15 protein-coding genes are annotated in these 17,791 nt (G+C 44.5%); 9 read left to right on the forward strand and 6 right to left on the reverse strand.

What is annotated here, in order from left to right; genetic code table 11:
* Positions 1 to 10: 10 nt before the first annotated feature.
* Positions 11 to 3,187 carry a TonB-dependent receptor gene (locus tag NPE20_RS04730; protein WP_256537453.1) on the reverse strand — a complete coding sequence of 1,059 codons (3,177 nt, stop codon included), beginning with the start codon at positions 3,185 to 3,187 and terminating at the stop codon, positions 11 to 13.
* Between the two features lie 102 nt (positions 3,188 to 3,289).
* Between NPE20_RS04730 and NPE20_RS04735 the strand changes: the two genes are divergently transcribed.
* Positions 3,290 to 3,739 carry a VOC family protein gene (locus NPE20_RS04735; protein ID WP_256537454.1) on the forward strand — a complete coding sequence of 150 codons (450 nt, stop codon included), beginning with the start codon at positions 3,290 to 3,292 and terminating at the stop codon, positions 3,737 to 3,739.
* A gap of 209 nt (positions 3,740 to 3,948) precedes the next feature.
* On the opposite strand, the gene NPE20_RS04740 is transcribed toward NPE20_RS04735, so the two are convergent.
* On the reverse strand, positions 3,949 to 4,440 hold the full coding sequence (locus NPE20_RS04740; RefSeq protein ID WP_256537455.1) for a hypothetical protein: 492 nt from the start codon (positions 4,438 to 4,440) through the stop codon (positions 3,949 to 3,951).
* A 117-nt stretch (positions 4,441 to 4,557) separates the two neighbouring features.
* Here NPE20_RS04740 and NPE20_RS04745 point away from each other — a divergent pair, with 117 nt between their 5' ends.
* Genes NPE20_RS04745 through NPE20_RS04755 form a run of 3 tightly spaced genes read left to right on the forward strand, consistent with a single transcriptional unit; the run spans position 4,558 to position 8,643 of the window.
* Positions 4,558 to 5,178: a hypothetical protein gene (locus NPE20_RS04745; RefSeq protein WP_256537456.1), complete on the forward strand. Its 621-nt coding sequence runs from the start codon at positions 4,558 to 4,560 to the stop codon at positions 5,176 to 5,178.
* 46 nt (positions 5,179 to 5,224) lie between these two features.
* Positions 5,225 to 6,013 carry a DNA/RNA non-specific endonuclease gene (locus tag NPE20_RS04750; protein WP_256537457.1) on the forward strand — a complete coding sequence of 263 codons (789 nt, stop codon included), beginning with the start codon at positions 5,225 to 5,227 and terminating at the stop codon, positions 6,011 to 6,013.
* A gap of 8 nt (positions 6,014 to 6,021) precedes the next feature.
* Positions 6,022 to 8,643, forward strand: a complete 2,622-nt coding sequence (locus NPE20_RS04755) for a T9SS type B sorting domain-containing protein (RefSeq protein ID WP_256537458.1) — start codon at positions 6,022 to 6,024, stop codon at positions 8,641 to 8,643.
* 36 nt (positions 8,644 to 8,679) lie between these two features.
* Here the strand turns inward: NPE20_RS04755 and NPE20_RS04760 are convergent, their stop codons facing one another.
* Both NPE20_RS04760 and NPE20_RS04765 read right to left on the reverse strand, forming a co-directional pair.
* Positions 8,680 to 10,497, reverse strand: a complete 1,818-nt coding sequence (locus NPE20_RS04760) for a patatin-like phospholipase family protein (RefSeq protein ID WP_256537459.1) — start codon at positions 10,495 to 10,497, stop codon at positions 8,680 to 8,682.
* A gap of 75 nt (positions 10,498 to 10,572) precedes the next feature.
* Positions 10,573 to 11,808 (reverse strand): DUF2264 domain-containing protein, encoded by a 1,236-nt coding sequence (locus NPE20_RS04765; RefSeq protein WP_256537460.1) that lies wholly within the window; start codon positions 11,806 to 11,808, stop codon positions 10,573 to 10,575.
* A 280-nt stretch (positions 11,809 to 12,088) separates the two neighbouring features.
* Here NPE20_RS04765 and NPE20_RS04770 point away from each other — a divergent pair, with 280 nt between their 5' ends.
* Together NPE20_RS04770 and NPE20_RS04775 are read left to right on the forward strand one after the other, a co-directional pair.
* On the forward strand, positions 12,089 to 12,361 hold the full coding sequence (locus NPE20_RS04770; RefSeq protein ID WP_256537461.1) for a CHC2 zinc finger domain-containing protein: 273 nt from the start codon (positions 12,089 to 12,091) through the stop codon (positions 12,359 to 12,361).
* A 29-nt stretch (positions 12,362 to 12,390) separates the two neighbouring features.
* A complete protein-coding gene (locus tag NPE20_RS04775; RefSeq protein ID WP_256537462.1) occupies positions 12,391 to 12,612 on the forward strand; it encodes a DUF6965 family protein in 222 nt (73 codons plus the stop codon).
* Between the two features lie 218 nt (positions 12,613 to 12,830).
* Here the strand turns inward: NPE20_RS04775 and NPE20_RS04780 are convergent, their stop codons facing one another.
* Positions 12,831 to 14,381 carry an IS630 family transposase gene (locus tag NPE20_RS04780; protein WP_256537463.1) on the reverse strand — a complete coding sequence of 517 codons (1,551 nt, stop codon included), beginning with the start codon at positions 14,379 to 14,381 and terminating at the stop codon, positions 12,831 to 12,833.
* A 428-nt stretch (positions 14,382 to 14,809) separates the two neighbouring features.
* On the reverse strand, positions 14,810 to 15,319 hold the full coding sequence (locus NPE20_RS04785) for a sigma-70 non-essential region-containing protein (RefSeq protein WP_256537464.1): 510 nt from the start codon (positions 15,317 to 15,319) through the stop codon (positions 14,810 to 14,812).
* A 187-nt stretch (positions 15,320 to 15,506) separates the two neighbouring features.
* On the opposite strand from NPE20_RS04785, the gene NPE20_RS04790 reads away from it, so the two are divergent.
* The 3 genes from NPE20_RS04790 (at position 15,507) to NPE20_RS04800 (ending at position 17,703) form a co-directional block, all read left to right on the forward strand.
* Complete coding sequence (locus NPE20_RS04790) at positions 15,507 to 16,109, forward strand: hypothetical protein (RefSeq protein WP_256537465.1); 603 nt, start codon at positions 15,507 to 15,509, stop codon at positions 16,107 to 16,109.
* A gap of 111 nt (positions 16,110 to 16,220) precedes the next feature.
* A complete protein-coding gene (locus tag NPE20_RS04795; RefSeq protein ID WP_256537466.1) occupies positions 16,221 to 16,517 on the forward strand; it encodes a hypothetical protein in 297 nt (98 codons plus the stop codon).
* A gap of 205 nt (positions 16,518 to 16,722) precedes the next feature.
* The gene (locus NPE20_RS04800; protein WP_256537467.1) at positions 16,723 to 17,703 is read left to right on the forward strand and encodes an acyltransferase family protein; all 981 of its coding nucleotides are present in this window, start codon (positions 16,723 to 16,725) and stop codon (positions 17,701 to 17,703) included.
* Positions 17,704 to 17,791: the final 88 nt, after the last annotated feature.

Raw genomic sequence — 17,791 nt, forward strand, 5'->3', positions numbered from 1 at the left:
TTAATGTCAATTAAAATCCGTAACGTAAACCCAACTGGAACTGGTAAGGGTTACCACTTAAGTTGGATACACCGGCGTTGGTGTTAACCGTATATACATACTGTTGCTTGGCGGTATCAAAGCTTTTAATGTTGTAGATGGAAGTTGCGCCAAGGTTATGGTTTACGCCCCAGTTTTTGTTCAGCAAGTTGCTCACGTTAAACAGATCGACTGATAATTCTATAAACTGTTTCCTGTAAACTGCCAGTTTTTTGATCAGCCTTAAATCCACCACACCATAAAAAGGATTTACACCGCCGTTGCGTTCGGCTATTTTGCCAAAGCTGTTACGGATGTAATCTTTCATACCTTTCTCCACCTTCGGGTTGTTTAAGATAGCATTGATACCATCTTTAAGATATTGGGGAGTAGAAGCAGCGTTAGGGTCATAGATATACGCCAGGTCATTACTTGCCACAAAATCACCGTTGACGTTCCCGTTCACAAACAGGGTATAACGGGTACCGCTTAAGCCCGAAAACCGAACGCCAGCGCTAAAGCCATGGAACGTTGGCGAGCTGCCATAAGCTACAATTTTACTTCTGAACTGGTTATCGGAATAGCTCATGCCGCCCAGGTTGCGCGGGTCATCTTTTACGTATTGTACCAGGGTAGCTGTGTTGGCGACATTACCGTTGTAAGAGGTATTGTCTTTGGTTTGGTTCCAGGTGTAGGATACCGAGATCTCGCCCTGTTTGTAGTACCTGTAATCGGCATCAAACACCAATGCCATCTGATTTACCCGGCCAACGCTTTGCAATTCCAATACACGTCCAACTTCAGTAGTTTTTCTGCCCTGCGTCCAGTCGGCTGTACCATTGTCTGCTTTAATGGTATTTGCGGGCACGTATACTCCCCTGTTATCCTCAGCGGCGATGCGGAAGTATGGTTGGTCTGCCATATTTTTATCAAGGTAGGTATAGTTGTTGCGGCCTAAACTTAAATATCCGCTTGCCGTAACCCTAAAGTTTTGCGCGAAGAAGTGCGAGTAGGACAGGTTGGCTTTGTATACAACCGGTACCTTAGCATCCTTACCATTCATGTTAATGGTGGCCAGTTTTGGTATCGCAGGGTTGTTAAGCAAGTCCAAACCAGGTGCTGTAGATGGATCGTTCCGGTATCCCGGAAAGTTTGGCTTTGGTATCAAAGCTGTATTGGTAATATCAACTCCTATAATGTGCGAACCATCGAACAGCATATTATTGATCATGGAGTACGGGTTTAACGCCGACCCCAGGATACCGCCGCCTAAGCGGATAATATCTTTACCGTTCTGGCCAACATCCCATGTTGCCTGAACCCTTGGCTGTACCTGGAAGGTGGCCAGCTTATTGGATGTATTCAGGCCGAGCGTGTTGTACACCACCTGGTTAAAGTTCGCCTGGTCAAGGTACGTAGTATAATCGGCACGAATACCGGCCGTTAAATCAAAACCCGGGAATAAGGTTGTTTGTACCTGCGCGTATAAATTGGGGGCGAGGATGTTAAATTTTATATTCCTGTCTGATGCGGTGTAGATATCTCTTGCATAACGGTATGGCGTAAGGTTATCAAAGTTAGTTAAGCCGGTAAAGTAAAAACGGCCGTTTATTTCACTGCCATAAATAGAATTTTGATTAGTGAACGTTAAACCACCGCCAAAGGTAAAGTTGTATTTTCCTTTCGTCCAGTAAAGGTTGTCGGTTAGCTGGGCAACATTGTTGTTAAAATAATCGCCACCGTAACGCTGCCCGCCCAACTGTATAGCAGTTGAATAACTGGTCCCATCAGCCGCCTTTGAAGGAATGTTCTGAATAATAGCGCGCGGGATGTTGTCCGCAGGCAACTGGCTGTTCGCAAACAGCTTGTTGTACTCCCAGTAATGCTGGACTTTTAACTCGTTGGTCAAATTTGGGCTCAGTATACTACGTAACGATGCCATTACGCTGTTGTTTAAACTTTTACGTGTGCTGTATACCTCGTAAATATTGATAGCCGTATTATCACCATCTGACTGATTGTCCATATCGTAGATAAAGTTGTCCCGTATGGTGAAAAGGTTCTTAGGATTTATCTGCCAGTCGATACGGGCAAAGCCCGCGTGCGTGTTTTTAAACTTATCAAACTGGCCAAACTGTGGTGAGCTTGCCACGCCATATTTATTCCTGGCAATGGTTAAAAAGTTGTCTAAGGTAGCCTGGGTTACGTTAAATCGTTTTTCGTCATCTGCCGATTGTATATTGGCGATATACAATGGCCTTGAATCGGCCTGGTGATCCCACGCGATAAAAAACTGTGCTTTATCCTTAACGATCGGGCCCCCTAATGAGAAACCATACTGGTAGGTAGAAAATGCCTGGTTACGCTTTAAACCGTTTAAACCATACGGACTGGACAGCCAGTTCGCACGCGCATAAGTAAAGGCACTTCCTGACAGGACGTTTGTTCCTGACTTGGTTACCGTGCTGATCGTACCACCACCTGCATTACCGTAGGTAACATCATATTGATTGGTAACTACCTGGAACTCCCTTACTGCCTCGAGCGAAATAGAGTAAGCGCCTGTAGGCTGCCCGCCTGATATTGTACCCCTTGCTGCCATACCATCAATCGTATAGTTGGTCGCAGAAGCTAACTGGCCGCTTAAGCTGCTGCCCGCGCTCAGCGGGGACAGATCTGCAAGTGAGGTAAAATTACGGCCGTTTACCGGTAGCTTCGCAATATCCTTAGCGGTCACCGCTGTTGCGGAACCAATATTCTCAATTTTATTACGTGTTGACGGTGCTTTGACCTCCACAGCATTAAGCTCCTGAATTTTTTGCTCCATCACGAACGAAACCTGTAGCAGGTCACCCTGGTTTAGGGCATACCCGGTTTGTTTTTGTGTAGCTAAACCCATGGCCTCTACCGTAATGCTGTAAGGCGAACCCAAGGGGAGCTCTTTCAGCAAAAATGTTCCTTTTGAATTAGAGGTAGCTTTAATTGTAAAGCCGGTAGATTCGTTTTTAACAGTGATGCTTGCATTGGGTAACAATGCACCGCTTACATCGGCTATTTTACCGGAGATGCCGGCTAAATTAGTTTGTGCCATGCCGGCCGTTGTAAACAGCAAACTGAACAGGCATGCGAGCGATGCCCTTCTGAGAAAATCTTTTTTTACGATTAACATTTTGTAAGTTTTAGTTAAGCGCAAAAGTGTCTGCAGTATATTAACAGGGAATTGTCCGGCGATTATGGTTATGTATTCATTTGATTAATTCCAGGTTAAGGCTTGGCACGAATAAATCTAACTTTCAGATCGGTTCCGGCTTATAAACTTTATAGAAGTTTGTATTGCATATTAAACGATGGCAGAAAATTTAAAAAAATGGACAATGCCGGCATCGTTGTCGAATCTCTGGATAAGGCCATTGCTTTTTTTACGGAGCTTGGTCTGAAGCTGGAAGGCCGGGCAACAGTCGAAGGTGAGTGGGCCGGCCGTGTGACCGGACTGGGTGATCAGAACGTAGAAATTGCGATGATGGTAACGCCTGACGGCCGCAGCCGGCTCGAGCTTTCGCTATTTAATTCTCCATCTGTTGTTTCAGATCACCGGGCAGCGCCGGTAAACGCCCTGGGGTATCTGCGTGCCATGTTCATGGTGCGCAGCTTGTTGGCGAAATGGTTCAGTATGAGCACGCATGCCGGCTTTGCTACATTCGCGGAACTGAAGGAATTTTAATCGGACTGGCAGAACAACTCGGTGATAAATAGCCCGAACTGACATTACATTTGATTGAAGCCTGAAATGGGCAGCATCGTTCCTGGAAAGGGAACAGATACCAGGCGCCGGGTAAAAAGAATTAGTTCATGAATAAGCGTCCTGATCATTTCATTGCTGTCTGCAGATGTTAAGCTACCGGAAGTTCGTCCGCAGTAACATGGTAATACCTAATTTTCTTTGTTATAAAAGTAGTGATATTGAATTTGGTCAAACCGGTCGTTCCCATAAAAGTAAACTCCGTAAGGGAACCATTTGCCGGTTAGCTGCATTTTGCTATTATCCACTTTGGTTATAAACAATACAAAAGCACCGGTGCCAATATAATTATCCGTTGCATTATCGAATACATCCGTAAAATGAATAACTGAATCGGTGGCATCGTATTTAAATCTGGTTACAGCAACCCCCTTTATCATCATCACTCCTGTACCATCAGCTTTAAAATTGATGTGGTCAATTGTATCAGCGGGCAGCGGGTGATTAACGGATATAACACTCTTCTCTCCAAAAATATATTCGTCAATAGCTGATGCCAACTTCCAGTTACCCGATATGTCATTACTTACAAGAGCCGGCTTGTCAATAACCTTATCTTTTTTACAGGAAGAAAGGCCAATACCAATAATCGCGATAAAAAGCAAAAGGTAATTTTTTCTCATAACACAAAATGTTTCCACAAGATAAAATAATTCCCTGAATGAATCAACTCCGGCTACACGCTTGATATCAATGTCATAATGATTGTATATTTATTCTCTTTCGTTATATCTTTAAACATGCGTAAGAACCGCGTCGCCCCCGATGGAAATATTATTCAGAACAGCGCCCGTGGTGCCTGGATGGGAAATCGCGGTGTGCTGCATGATAAGGGTAAAACAATATTGCGACCATTCAAACACCAGGCCTGGATCATTTGCGCGCTGGAATTTAAGGGGCGGCACCGGAAGCTCATGGCACCTGACCGCTGGACGGAATTGTTTTTTCTGGATGAAGCGACCGCCTTCGCTGCCGGCCACCGGCCCTGTTTTGAATGCCGCCGGGAGAACGCCATTCGCTTTAAGATGGCCTGGCTGAAAGGCAATCCGCAATACGGCTTTGATCAGAAAACTTCCATCAAAAAGATCGATGAAGTGATTCATCAGGAACGGATTGATAAAAAGGGCCAAAAAGTAACCTCCGAAGCGACAGTTGAATATTTACCAAATGGTACTTTTATCAAACACAATGGCGAGCCTTTTCTGATTTCTGCCGGCCGGCGTTATCTCTGGACTCCTTCAGGTTATGAAAAACCACAAAAGCTCGGGGAAGGTAAGGTAACCGTGCTCACCCCCGCGTCGATAATAAATGCATTTAGAGCTGGTTACGATCCCCAGATCACAATACAGGAATGGATATAACTGTTACGTCCAGGATTACAAGAGGACTTAATTATTATATTTGACCATGCCTAAACCACTAATTATTACGCTGATCATCTTTTGTTTTTTTACCAGGAGTGTATCAGCACAACAAATCAATGCAGCCTACGTAAAGGCGCTCTACAAACAATACCCCACCCAGAAATCCGATCTCTGCGCCGGCTGTAAATTATGGATCAATCCTTATTACCGCTCGATCGCGGATACGGCTGCGCACAAACCCCTCCTCACCTATTATGTCTACACCAAAGCGCACCGCCTGGAGCAGGAAGCCCTGGATCTGCCGCGTAAGGGTATTTACGCGTCCTGGCATGCGGCTTACGGGCAGCCTGATGAAACAAAGCTTTACCGGTACGCGAACGGAAATAGTGCAGATATGATCGCAAAAGGCCATTGTCAGGCCTGGATCCTGATGGCCTGGTCAGCAGATGCGGCGATCCTTTCCAATACATACACTTTCAACGCGGCGATGGAATACCAGGGCCAGAACATCGGAACCGAACTGGCGACAGAAGAATTCTGCCGGAAATTAACGGGTTTCAAAGGAGCAGCTTTGACCGACAGCGTAAAGATCTGGTGCGGGACATTTGGCCATAAGCAAACCTATACCTTAGATAAACTAACCGCTATGGTGCCCAGCTATTACTACAAGATCATCCAATACCGTGATCATAACGCCGGGGCTGAGATCGTGCTTTGTTACTGGATGCCCAATGATCCCGGCGAAAGAAGAAGCCTGTTGCCGCAACGACTGATCAGTTACCCGGACCTTGTTGCCAAACTTGGTTTTGACCCGAAAGCCATATTTAATTGAGTTTATTGATGAGATCGCTGTCTTATATTTTCTTATTTACCCTGCTTTTTTTTGTATTACCCGAAGCTTACGCACAGCAGGATATTGAGTTTCATTTAAATGCCACCCTTCTGCCTGGCAAAAACATACTGAAAGTAAAACGTGACTTTAATGACCCGTATTTATGGGTCTTGGCTGAAAACAACGAAGTTTACCGGATTAACAGCCTGGATAATTCCATTACGGATCTGAGCCCGCTTTTCAAGCCTTATCCTTACACATTCACTGATATTGCCGGACAAAACAAGGACGTGGTCTTTATAGTCACTGGTACGAACACCATTCTCCAGTACAAGAACGGCATCATAAAACTCATCGGTCAGTCGAACGGAATAGCGGGTGCCGTCAACTCTATTGGAATTACCGACAACTTCTCCTATTATGTCCAGCCGTATTTTCCGACCGCACTTGACATATTAAATATCGGCACTGATCAGGGCATCTACAAGTATAATATCGCAAATGAGACCGCGACGGCACAGTTCACCAACAATATAGATAAGCCGGCCAGGATCTACGATGCAACCTATCGTTCCACCATGCAGACCTACAATTTCATACCCTACAATCAGCAAGATACGATCCATTATTATTCGGTACTCTCGAATGGGTACCATGCTGAATTTTTATGGGGAGGCGGATCCTTCGGCGAGCATATTTACACGGCAACAGAAACAACTGCGATTATAGATCACTATACGGATCTGGTCAGCTACCAAATGCTCTTTTTTGGCACGGAAAAGGGCTTATATGAGATCGGCGCCAACGGAAGTCATAACTCCGGGACTGCTCACAAAAGGTTCTTGCCAGGGCAAAAAGTAAACAAGGTAGCCACCATCTATGGGCTGACAAGTTTTGGCAACGGCAACCAATTTTTTGGCGTGGGCCAAATAAAAGAAAACTTACTGGTGGGTACAGATGAGGGGCTTTATTTCAGCAATTCCTTTTATAATACTTTTGGCAAATTATATGGTTCGGCAAGTATCGAGCTTCTTCCCTATGCTCCTCTGAACGGCGTCGTTATAAATGATGTTTGTGTGAACCATGTACTTAATTCCAACCCCATTTGTGAGGATGGAGTATGGGTGGCGGCCAAAAACGGCCTGCACTTGTTAAAGCCTGATTATGGAAAATTTTTTGGTGCACAGCAATTGGAAGCACTGCATTTCGAAGATGATTATGGTAATCTGGATGAGAAAGAAATTTGCAGTGACGGATCAGTAAAGTTGACTATAAACGCCGGTGATTATGCCGGCAATACTATACAATGGTACAGGAACGGATCTGAGTTGACCGGAATAAGAGAACGGGATCTGGAAGTCAATGAGGCTGGAGATTACTACGCGGTGGTCTATGATCCCTGCGGGGCTGAGCATATGGAAACCAATCATTTAAAGGTGAAAAAGATTGCCGGACCGGAATTTATTTTTGCTTATAATGACAAAGTACAGGTTTGTGAGAATGCTCCGTTCAGTTTAGAAGTGCAAGGCAGCGCTGCTTATCAATACCGCTGGTATCGTGATGGAGTACTGACTGATGAGATCGGGCAAAGCATAACAGTCAATAGCAATGGCAAATACAAAGTCGTTGTCAGCGCATGCGCTGACAACGGGGTTCAGTCCAAGGAAGTACAGGTTGAGTTCGTTACGCTGCCTACAGCTATAATTAAAAAGAATAAGCAGTTATACTGTATCGGGGACCAGGCTGTTCTGTCGACCGATATTGCCCCGAACGGGGCTTACACGCTGAACTGGCTGCGGAATGGTGTTCCGATAGAAGATTCGGCCGACAAGACCTCATTGAGTGTAACCCAGTCTGGTGCTTACTCAATCGTTATCAAAAGCAACCTCATCAATTGCTCACGAACCATCGTTCCCGTAAACATTGCTTTTACACCACCCCCTACGCTAAGCGTTGAAAAGACCAGCATCACTTCTTTTTGCGACGGCGAGACTATCGTTCTAAAGGCCACGTATTCTTCCGGCAAACTGACCTGGTCAACCGGGGAGACGACAGACGAGATCAAAGTAAAAACCCCCGGGCATTATACAGCGATCGTGAAATCAGGTGACTGCGTGAAAGAGGAGTCACGGGATGTCCTCTTTTTTCCCAAACCTTCACTGGCTTTGGCCAACGCCTCGCTCTGCCCGTTCACGGGCGGCTCCGTCATACTCGAAGCGCCATCCGGATTTAACAGGTACCAATGGAACGGGGTTGATGGCAGCGAAAGTTTTACCACAGGCACAACCGGGACCGTGACACTTACCGTAACAGACGCCAACGGCTGTACCGCTTCGCAAGTTATCCGCGTTGCCAGTGATTGCCCCGATATCAGGTTCGCAAATACCTTTACGCCGAACGGTGACGGCGTTAACGATACATGGAATATTGCCGGCCTTGGTGCCGACCGGTCCATTAGCGTAACTATTTTTAACCGCTATGGCGCTTCTGTGTTTGAAGAACGTGGCTATGCCACTCCCTGGGACGGTACCTCCAGGGGGAAAAATGTACCGGCAGGTGTTTATTATTACGTGATCAGCATAAAAGAAAGCAGCCAGGTTTTAACTGGGTCCCTGGCGGTGATTTATTGAGCAAATACCTGCCCCCCGCCATCCATGCTAACGCCCCTATTCCGATCCGGCAACCGGCCGCGCGGCTAACTTATCATAAAGAAAATAAGGATCTGCTTTAAAGGCCCCGAGATCTTTGATGATCTGTTCTTTCAGCTCCTGCAACCTTTTTTTGCCCCCGGCATCAAAGGTCACTTTTTTACGTTCGACAGAAATAATATATTCCAGCAGGTTAACGCAGATGGTTAACTGTCCGGTGGCGATAAGGGTTTTTAACTTTCCCGCCTGCTGCTCCTTTTCGCTGAACCAAAGGGTCGTGCCCATGACCCGGGCTTCCTCGGCAACCGGGCTGATCTTTTCCAGTCCTTCCAGTAAGAGCGCTTTGTCTTCGTCCGTAGCGGTCCAGCCTAAACGGCCTTTGCTGTTCAGGCGGTTGGCGCGGGTCGTGGCGTTGTAGCTGCTCAGTTCATAAATAAAATTCGGAACGCGCCGGTTTTCCCAGCATCCGGCGTCATAGAACATCTCAAAGATCAGCCGCCTGACCTGTTTGAGGTTTACATCCGAGACCATGCTTACGACAGAAGTCGCGCGGGCTTCCAGCATTTGCGCCAGAACATTGAACCGGGCATTGGTCAGAAAATTCAGTACCTTTTGAATGATCCTTTGCGGAAGAATGGCACTCGTGTCGAATACGCTGTTTAATAAAGCCAAAGGATTGAAACGGCTGATCAGATTAAACGCACCATGAACAAAAGCGACCTGCCTGATGCCAAATACAACGAGGAACAAGGTGCCCAGGCTGCAGCCCAAAGCCAAGGTCCAGGTCAAATTAAAGACCGCATAAAGCACGAGCAGCGTTACGGATATTAAAAGCAAGGCGTATTCCGCCACATTTATCCCTTTGATCAGCTTTTGCAGCCCGCTGACCCGGAGATTGGTCGTATTCATAAGGGCAGCCGGTTTTTCCCGGGTCACAGGAACCTCGTAACTCTCCATGAAATAACTGGCCACGTCGGTCACGATGATCAAATCGAAGGGGTCCGGTTGAGCGTGCTTTTGTCTTTTCTGATCCGCCAGCATCACGCTTTTCAGTCCCTGATTATCGGTGATCCCGCCGTCCATCAGCCCGAACGAGCGCAGCGCGGCTCCGGGATCGGACAGGTGGTGTATTTCTTCTTTATAGTTTTCATACTGCATGGCGGCGCTTAGTTCTTCGCTGCTGAGCGTGGCATGTGCGAAATCCCGGGGATAAACGATCGGCTCGAAACCGATGGGAAAACAGGAAGACGATGCCAGTACATCGCCCAGTTTGATCTTCCTGAGGGTTTCCAGTTTGCCGGTATCGAACTTCAGGTATTTGTTACCGATCACCTGGAAATTATCCTTTTTGCCACTGGTCTGGAAACGAAAGCTCAGCCCGCGGTAAAACTCCGTGGTATTAAAACACACCTCGTAGCCCGAAGCCTTCGCCGGCCAGTAAACGCCCAGGTCACGATGCTCAAACAGCAGCTCGTCATAAGCCATCGCAAAGGCGTTGATCAGGTTCCGCTGTTTTCCCTTATCGCCGTCGGGCCAGAGCGCCGTATTATTCAGGTTATCCAATGCCTTTTCCAGCAAACCCGAGCCGCTTAATTCCTTTTGCAGTTTTTGGTAAAATTCATCAAAGCTCCTCCCCTCATGCTGGTAAGCCGTATATAACAAATTGGTAATGGTCCCGCCCGAGGCCGATGAGCTAAAGCTGATCCGCTGATCAAGTTCGAGGTGGTGCAGGTAACTCAATGTCCCGAGCGCGAAGGATGCCGCGCGGAAACCACCGCCCGAAAAGGCGATACCAATATTATCAAAAGGCCTGATCGTCTGTGCTGTACTTTCCATAGAATGCGAGGTTTAAGGCACTTAAAGATAAGCATTTACAACAAGGTTCACAATTTAAGTCAGTAAGTTTAAACTTCACTCATCATCCGCATGATCTGGTGCTATATTCTCCCCCTTCCAAACTTTACGGGCTGTCCAGTCGGCATCCTCGCCTGTCCAGAATTGATCATCTGCAGGCAACCCCAAAATTAAAAAAGCCTGAGAACATAAATAAAGACTGCCGGTTGAAATATAGGTTTCGCCGATGTCCGGCTGGTGGCCGTATAAGCCTATCGTCAGCCAGCCATTATTGTCAAACGTGCCCGGCACTTCTATCTGTTTTTTAATCATGGTAAAAAGCGCCGCCCTCACCTGCTGCGGTTTTATCGTACCGGGCAGCGCTTTCAAAAGCGCTATCTGCGACAATAATTGAAACGCGCCAAAGCGGTAGGCCAATGACCGGCCAATCGGGGGGTAAGTACCTTCGGGTGAGATCAGCCTTTCCTGTACTGCGGCATAACGCTGAGCCCGTTTTAAAACCACCTCATAATTCTTTTTTGCCGCAGGCGTTTTATCTGCATCCGCTATTGTTTGGGCTACTTCCAGCAGCATAGGATGGATAACAAAGCTATTATAGTAATCCCAGTGAAAGTTTGGTCCGTCACCATAAGCCCCGTCGCCCTTGTACCATAACTGGTGTGATCTGAGCGCGTAATCTATCCGCATCCGGTCGCATTTTCCGTCAAACTTTAATAATGCGGCTTCAATTTCGGCGCTAAACAGTAACCAGTTGCTATAAAAAGGGGTAATAACACGGGTAGATTTTAAAGCATCGATCACCCTGGTTCTGGTAGCGGCATCCAGCCTTCCCCAAAGCTGGTTAGGCGCGCGTAATAATGCCTGCGCCAAAAAAGCCGCATCAACAACCGCTTGCGCGCCATCGTCAAAATTCATAAAATCGGGGCTTTGCGGGTTTGTAGCATTACGCAGCGATACCACGGTCATATCAATATACTTCTTTCGCAGTAAACCTTCGGCTGTATTGTCGGGCCCTAATTCCAGCCAGGGCGCCATGCCGGCCAGCAAGCGTGCGAAAGCCTCCAAATGGGTGTACCGTTCCCGTCCGCTGCTCCCGGCTTCGACCGGCATGTTAGCTCTAAGCTTATTTTGGCTTAAAGAGCCGAGTACGGGGTCAGCTATATGTAAAAATGCCTGTATCAGGTATTTCCTTTCCGCGCCACCGGCATCGTTTGATGCCTGCGCGGCAGCATTACCCCGGTATAGGATGAATGTGAAGCAGGTAAGGAACGCGATTTTTAATTTATATATCATTTATTCGTATATATGAAAGCAAATTTAATACGGAGCCTGTCAAGATAAAATTATTTATTTTTAAATGAATAAGCGGATAATTTCAAAACGAGATCCGCCCCGGTTACGAGCCAAACGGCTTTTTACCCGGTACCAGTTCTGTCCGCTTTTGTCTGGTAAGTGATTCTTCATACAAGCCGGATCAACGCGCCGGTGCGGCCGGTGCCTGCTATACGATTTATCCACAACCGTTGCGCATCAAAACAGCTTTAGTTATGTTTGAGGGCGAAATTTTGATCCTATGACCGAAAAGCTGAACCTGGCCGAGATTGTATCCAAACATGTGTTACTGCAGCAAAGCCGTAAAGCACTGAAGGGCAAATGCCCTTTTCACAAGGACGAAACAACTTCCTTACTCGTTATCCCGCACAGCAATATTTTCAAGTGTTTTGGCTGCGGCGTAGAAGGCGGCCCGGTCGAATTCCTGATGGGTATCAAAGGCAAAAGCCGCGCCGAGATCGTCGCCGAACTCGCGGTACAAAATTTCCCCGACCAGCAAAAGCGGTCCGCCTAGTTCTATCCGCATCTTTTTACCTTTGCCCAATGACAGACGAAGAACTCATCATCTATTTTGAAGATGCCAAATTACCGGAAACATTACGCCTGGACCGGGCGACGACACAATTTAACCTACAAGAGACGGTAAAAAGAAATTTAGAAACGATGATGGCCGACCCCAGAGACCACCGGTGCCGTCACCGCCTGAAAAGAATCGTTGAGGCGATAGAACGCCCCTATGACGGCCCGGAAATTCCCCGTTTTTAAATTGTAGTTAATCTTAACAAAGTTGAGATAACGCACCTATCAGTCATATTGAAGATTTTAAATTTTGTCCAATACAAATTAATAAGATCAGCACGCCGATGTAATGGAATAAAAAAATTCAACACTTATATCAATAAGCTGGCCAATAATTTTGCTGGTCGACCGGGGCGAAAATTTCTATGTCAACAAGATTGTAATTAGCCATTTATAATTTAAGGTCACCATTTACCCGGATCTTTACAAAGATTAGCCTTATCAAATACCGGCTTTACTCTTTCCTTCCCCCATATTTTGTCGCCTGCCCTTTTAGGATTGTCCTTAAAATACTGATTTCGTTTATCAAAATATTGATCTATTGCATATTTACAATCTTCTAAGGAACCATAATCGCTATTCCTGATAATTGACTTCGACATGCCGCTAAAAACTGACTCTATTACGTTTAGAAACTGTGCACATGACGGAAGGGGAGCAAGAACTATCAGAGGGGTTTCATTTATGCCGCGATAGGTGTCACTGTTTAATTCTTCAATATACGCTAAAAGAATTTTTGAAGCATGCCAGCTTGCAGCATCCCATGACAGGTAAAGCTTATTTTGATCTTTATATTGACTAATTAATAAGTCGATCAGTTTAATCATTTCGGCGGTGTCTTTCTTTAAAGAATAGAAATGCGTCACCTGATTTTTGGACAATTCAAGCGCAGCAGTCATCACGAACCATCCCTTACTTTGTTTAGCTTGTGGAAACGTTGGTCTAACTCCCGGCAATGCCAGAACTTTACCTCCTTTTGGTTTTACAGCGAAAGGACCGTACTCATCAATGGAAAAGAACTTCTCGTTTTCAGTTATATTCTCTAATATTGTCTGTATTGCCAGGAACTTCGCTTTGTACATCGGATCAGGGCTGGTAAGTACTTCACGTGCTCTTCTAAAAGTAATTCCCTGCTTAATCAGATATTTGGAGACTGACGCTTGAGACATCTCCACACCATATTCCCGCGTGTATACTTCTGCCAGTTCGGTTGTCGTCCAGGAAACCCTTTGCAATCCATAGATTTTAGGACTTTGCTGTATTAAATGAATAAGATTGTCCGTTTTTTCCTTTACACTGTTTACAATCCTTTCATTCACTTTATAAAAGCGTTCAAAGCCCTGTATGCCCCGCGTCTGGTAAATATCTATCCACCTAATTACTGTTTTAAAGCAACATTCGACTTTTTCCATGGTCTTTAACAAGGATTTCCGCGTATTTGCTGCCTCTAAAACAACCGCGATTTGCCAGTGCTGGCGGTCGTTAGACAAGCGCCACTTTTTCAGGATTTTTAAATCTTCCTCGCGAAATTGTTCGATCCGCTTAACCGATATCAGACTAATTTCGTTTTCTTTGCACCAAACGTAAAAATGATCTTTAAATGGGCTGTAAGAATAACCGTCAGGATATAACTTTTTATACTCCTGCCAAATTTGCACAGCTCGTAGTCGTGGGCCAGTTTGTTTTTGGATCAACTCAGGCAGTGCTTTACACAACTCCCGGTAGAGTTCTTTACGAGGTCTGCCGGGTACTACAACCGGCATGAAAAAGTTAAAATCAAGTAGCTTCTCAGGATATTGTTCCTTGATGGCTTTAAATTCCATCGCATGCTTTGTGACCGTTGTCCTTGACAACCCTAAATTAATAGCTGCTGCAACGCGGTTAAATTTTGGATTCGCTATAAATAACCGCCTTAGCTGATTAACGGTTACTTTAGGAAGATTGTGTCTGTACATAGTGTTTGCTGTTCATCACAGCAAGCATTCCTTGTTACGCTTTCCCTGGAACTATGGCTGTGTAAAGTCCTTTAATAACTCGCTTTTTACAATATTCTGTTCAGGCAGGTTATAAATGCGCTCATACTTGTTGATTAAATCGCAGGAACTAAAACTGTACTCTCCGTACAAAAGGTTTTATCTTCGTCGTTGAACCTTAATCTTTCTGCTATTTACCTTACCTTGTGGATAACCATATGTGAGCTTCACATCAATGTGTAAATTTACTAAATTATACTTCCGGTTCTCTGCATATACTTTGCGATTTGCTCTTCAGTTCGCTTAATCTCTTTGCCGGGCGGCTGTGGAAGCTAAACGTCCGCGGTCAGCTTTCTGTTACTCAATTCGTCCTGCGTATCCAGATATTATTTCCGCACCTGTATACAATCTTACAAATTGAAAAACCATTTATTACCATCTATCTTTCCCCAATCGACAGTCTCATGGAACTTAAAATAATCATAAACTCTTATTGGTTCATATAGAGACGGCTCTTTTTTTATTCCATGACAATCCAGCCAATTGATATATTCTTCATGCTTCGTGAAAATTTTTATAAAGTTGTCGCGAGGTATAAGTATAAACCATCCTTCCCCGGCGTCCTGATAATTTATCAGGGTATTTACACCATAGGCTAAAATCACACGATCATTTAAAACCTTAATCCCTTTTACACCTGGTATCGTAAACAAAACACTGTCAGTAACGGAATGAATTAACCAATCATGGTCACCGGTGGCAGGAACTACCGCTTCATAAGGTTTTATAAGCGGGATCCGTGCCATATCATAGCTGCCTTTATCCGTATAAAACTCATCCAATGCTGACTTCTTGCCTCCAGCCCCACCTTCACAGGAAGCGAGATAAAAGCATATAATTAAAAATACGACCTGCTTCATATTCTAATGTCCGGTATGAATAAACATAAATAAATAATATTTACCAAAGAAAAAACAGGTGGTAAATATCCCAGCCATAAAAGATGGCTTACCAATCGCTAAGCCGGTATAAATTACTAATTAAATTAGCAAATAGTGATCGTTTTTTATATTTTTGGGTTTAGGTCGAGTAACATAAACCGTAAAAATGATGGCAGATAATAGTATATTGATACAGGTAAGCGCCTTTTCCGGTTTGATCGGGGCCTTGCTGACGCAGTGTTTAACCGGCCTGTTCGCTTATATTGGCGATAAAAGAAAGTCGGACACGGCGCTTAAAAATACCTACAGGAACAAACAGGTTGATATCGCCGAGAACTTTTACTTTGTCACCGGTGAGAAGATGGCCGTCGTAAAAAAGAACATCGGTTACTGGAAAAACTATAATAATGCCAGGGGTGAAAAAAGTTTAGATTTTTTGAATAAAGAAATGAATAAACTGAATTCTTACATGGATAAACTGGATGCAGAGAACTGGAAATACAACCTCATCAGTCTGTACTTTGATGTTTCATTAGCTAATGATCCGGTGATCGAATCCAATCTCAGATCAAAGGAAATGTATATGAAGGTTTTAGATTTAACTGATGGAATCAGGCACGCGCTGGATGAGGAAAAAGGCGACCTGTATGAGCTGTATAACAAAGCTATTAATGAAATGTGCGCTCACTATGAAGCACTTTATCATAGGATGGCAGGCGATCTGGGGATAGTAAAAAGGGGGCTGACAAAAGAGTTCGGTATAAAGTAATATAGCGCACCCGCAATTGTTTAATTAATTAAGTATCTTCCCAGTTCCTTAATATGATCGAATCCGTATTTGCAGGATTGGCAAAATCGGTTTTACGTAACAGCGATTGACATGGGGCAGGAAATCGTAAAGCCTGCGTTTTATGAAGCCCATGACTGCAAAGATCCCAACGTCGCTGGTGACAGCGGTTGTAACATTATCTGTCGCTTTCCATCTAATACAGAAAGAACAATGACTATTCTCAAATCGGATTATTTCTCCAGTCACGAGCGGCTAACGCGTTTCATCAATGAGAACAATATCAAACGGGAAGATATTCTGGTGATTACCCAGGCGCCGGGCGCGTTTACGATATTCTTTTACGGAGATCCGGCCATTGCAGAGATCACTCATGGCCTGTTTTCTTAGAACGTATACCAGGGTCAAACGGTAACACCGCGTGTATTTCCTAAGAAAATATATAATGAATATTTAATTATTAGCGATTCAATACAATTGTTGCTGACACATGAGCCTACCATAAGCTTCGATTACGGCGTGTTTTCCCTCAGATTTATAAATCCGGCCCGAAGCCTTACCTGTTTTAATTTATTATTGCATTTTTGCAATAATAATGACGTTAACACAACCTAAACATCTGGCGGGTATAACAACTTTAAGGGCTATAGCGGCCCTTTGGGTTTGTTTAATACACCTGGGGATGGTTACCGGTTTCCATACAGAGGGGGCTTTACAAACCATAGTTAATGAAGGGCAGTCGGGTGTAGCTGTATTTTTTGTTATTTCAGGTTTTATATTGCCCTATTCTTTGTATAAAAGAGGCTATTTAATAACGGATTTCGGTCGATTTTTATTAGGGCGGATTGTCCGGATAGACCCTCCTTACTGGGCGAGCATTGTGATCGTCTTCTTAATCGGGCTGCAGCCTGTTTCTGCATTAACCATCAAATCTTTATTATTACATGTCACTTATTTAGTGCCCTTTATTAAAGGCGCTGATTGGTTTAGTAATATCTATTGGACACTTTCGATAGAATTTCAGTTTTATATAATAATCGGGTTGGTATACCCTTTCTTAATGCGGTTAAAGGCTGTTTATGCCTTGGCTGCAGTTGTCATACCATCGATTATTTGTATAATGTTAAAAGCCGATTTCAGAGGGGTGATTGTTACCAACCTGTATGACTTTACCATCGGATTTATCGTATTCTTAGGCTTTATGAAGAAAATAAATGCCAGGCTTCTAATTGCCGCACTGGCTTTATTTTCGGCGTATGTAATGTACGCTGTTTCGATCAAGTCAGGGATGGTACCATTGATAACCTCTTTAGCTATCGTTTTTTACAGGGATAAACTATCGTTTAAACCAATATTGTTTATTGGGGAAATTTCTTATTCCTTGTACCTGATACATATACCGGCATCGGTTTTAATTGTGCAAATACTACAGAATTACACAACCAATAAAGGTTATTTATTTGTCATAAGCCTGGTCTTCAGTTTACTGTCAGCATGCGCCTTTTACCTGCTTGTCGAAAAGCATTCAGTCGAATACAGCAAAGTATTCAAATCGAAAAGAAAGCCGGCCAGTTAACCCAGGTGAATAAAAACCGCTAAAAGAGGGATAAATCAAAAACCACGGTATGACTGCCTTACTTATGTAATTTTAAGCAAATCGTTAC

Source organism: Mucilaginibacter aquariorum (assembly GCF_024498135.1).
Classification (GTDB): domain Bacteria; phylum Bacteroidota; class Bacteroidia; order Sphingobacteriales; family Sphingobacteriaceae; genus Mucilaginibacter; species Mucilaginibacter aquariorum.

Coding starts and splice junctions, on each gene's coding strand:
- NPE20_RS04730 (WP_256537453.1), bottom strand. CDS start 3,187: ATGTTAATCGTAAAAAAAGATTTTCTCAGAAGGGCATCGCTCGCATGC.
- NPE20_RS04740 (WP_256537455.1), bottom strand. CDS start 4,440: ATGAGAAAAAATTACCTTTTGCTTTTTATCGCGATTATTGGTATTGGC.
- NPE20_RS04745 (WP_256537456.1), top strand. CDS start 4,558: ATGCGTAAGAACCGCGTCGCCCCCGATGGAAATATTATTCAGAACAGC.
- NPE20_RS04750 (WP_256537457.1), top strand. CDS start 5,225: ATGCCTAAACCACTAATTATTACGCTGATCATCTTTTGTTTTTTTACC.
- NPE20_RS04755 (WP_256537458.1), top strand. CDS start 6,022: ATGAGATCGCTGTCTTATATTTTCTTATTTACCCTGCTTTTTTTTGTA.
- NPE20_RS04760 (WP_256537459.1), bottom strand. CDS start 10,497: ATGGAAAGTACAGCACAGACGATCAGGCCTTTTGATAATATTGGTATC.
- NPE20_RS04765 (WP_256537460.1), bottom strand. CDS start 11,808: ATGATATATAAATTAAAAATCGCGTTCCTTACCTGCTTCACATTCATC.
- NPE20_RS04770 (WP_256537461.1), top strand. CDS start 12,089: ATGACCGAAAAGCTGAACCTGGCCGAGATTGTATCCAAACATGTGTTA.
- NPE20_RS04775 (WP_256537462.1), top strand. CDS start 12,391: ATGACAGACGAAGAACTCATCATCTATTTTGAAGATGCCAAATTACCG.
- NPE20_RS04780 (WP_256537463.1), bottom strand. CDS start 14,381: ATGTACAGACACAATCTTCCTAAAGTAACCGTTAATCAGCTAAGGCGG.
- NPE20_RS04785 (WP_256537464.1), bottom strand. CDS start 15,319: ATGAAGCAGGTCGTATTTTTAATTATATGCTTTTATCTCGCTTCCTGT.
- NPE20_RS04790 (WP_256537465.1), top strand. CDS start 15,507: ATGATGGCAGATAATAGTATATTGATACAGGTAAGCGCCTTTTCCGGT.
- NPE20_RS04795 (WP_256537466.1), top strand. CDS start 16,221: ATGGGGCAGGAAATCGTAAAGCCTGCGTTTTATGAAGCCCATGACTGC.
- NPE20_RS04800 (WP_256537467.1), top strand. CDS start 16,723: ATGACGTTAACACAACCTAAACATCTGGCGGGTATAACAACTTTAAGG.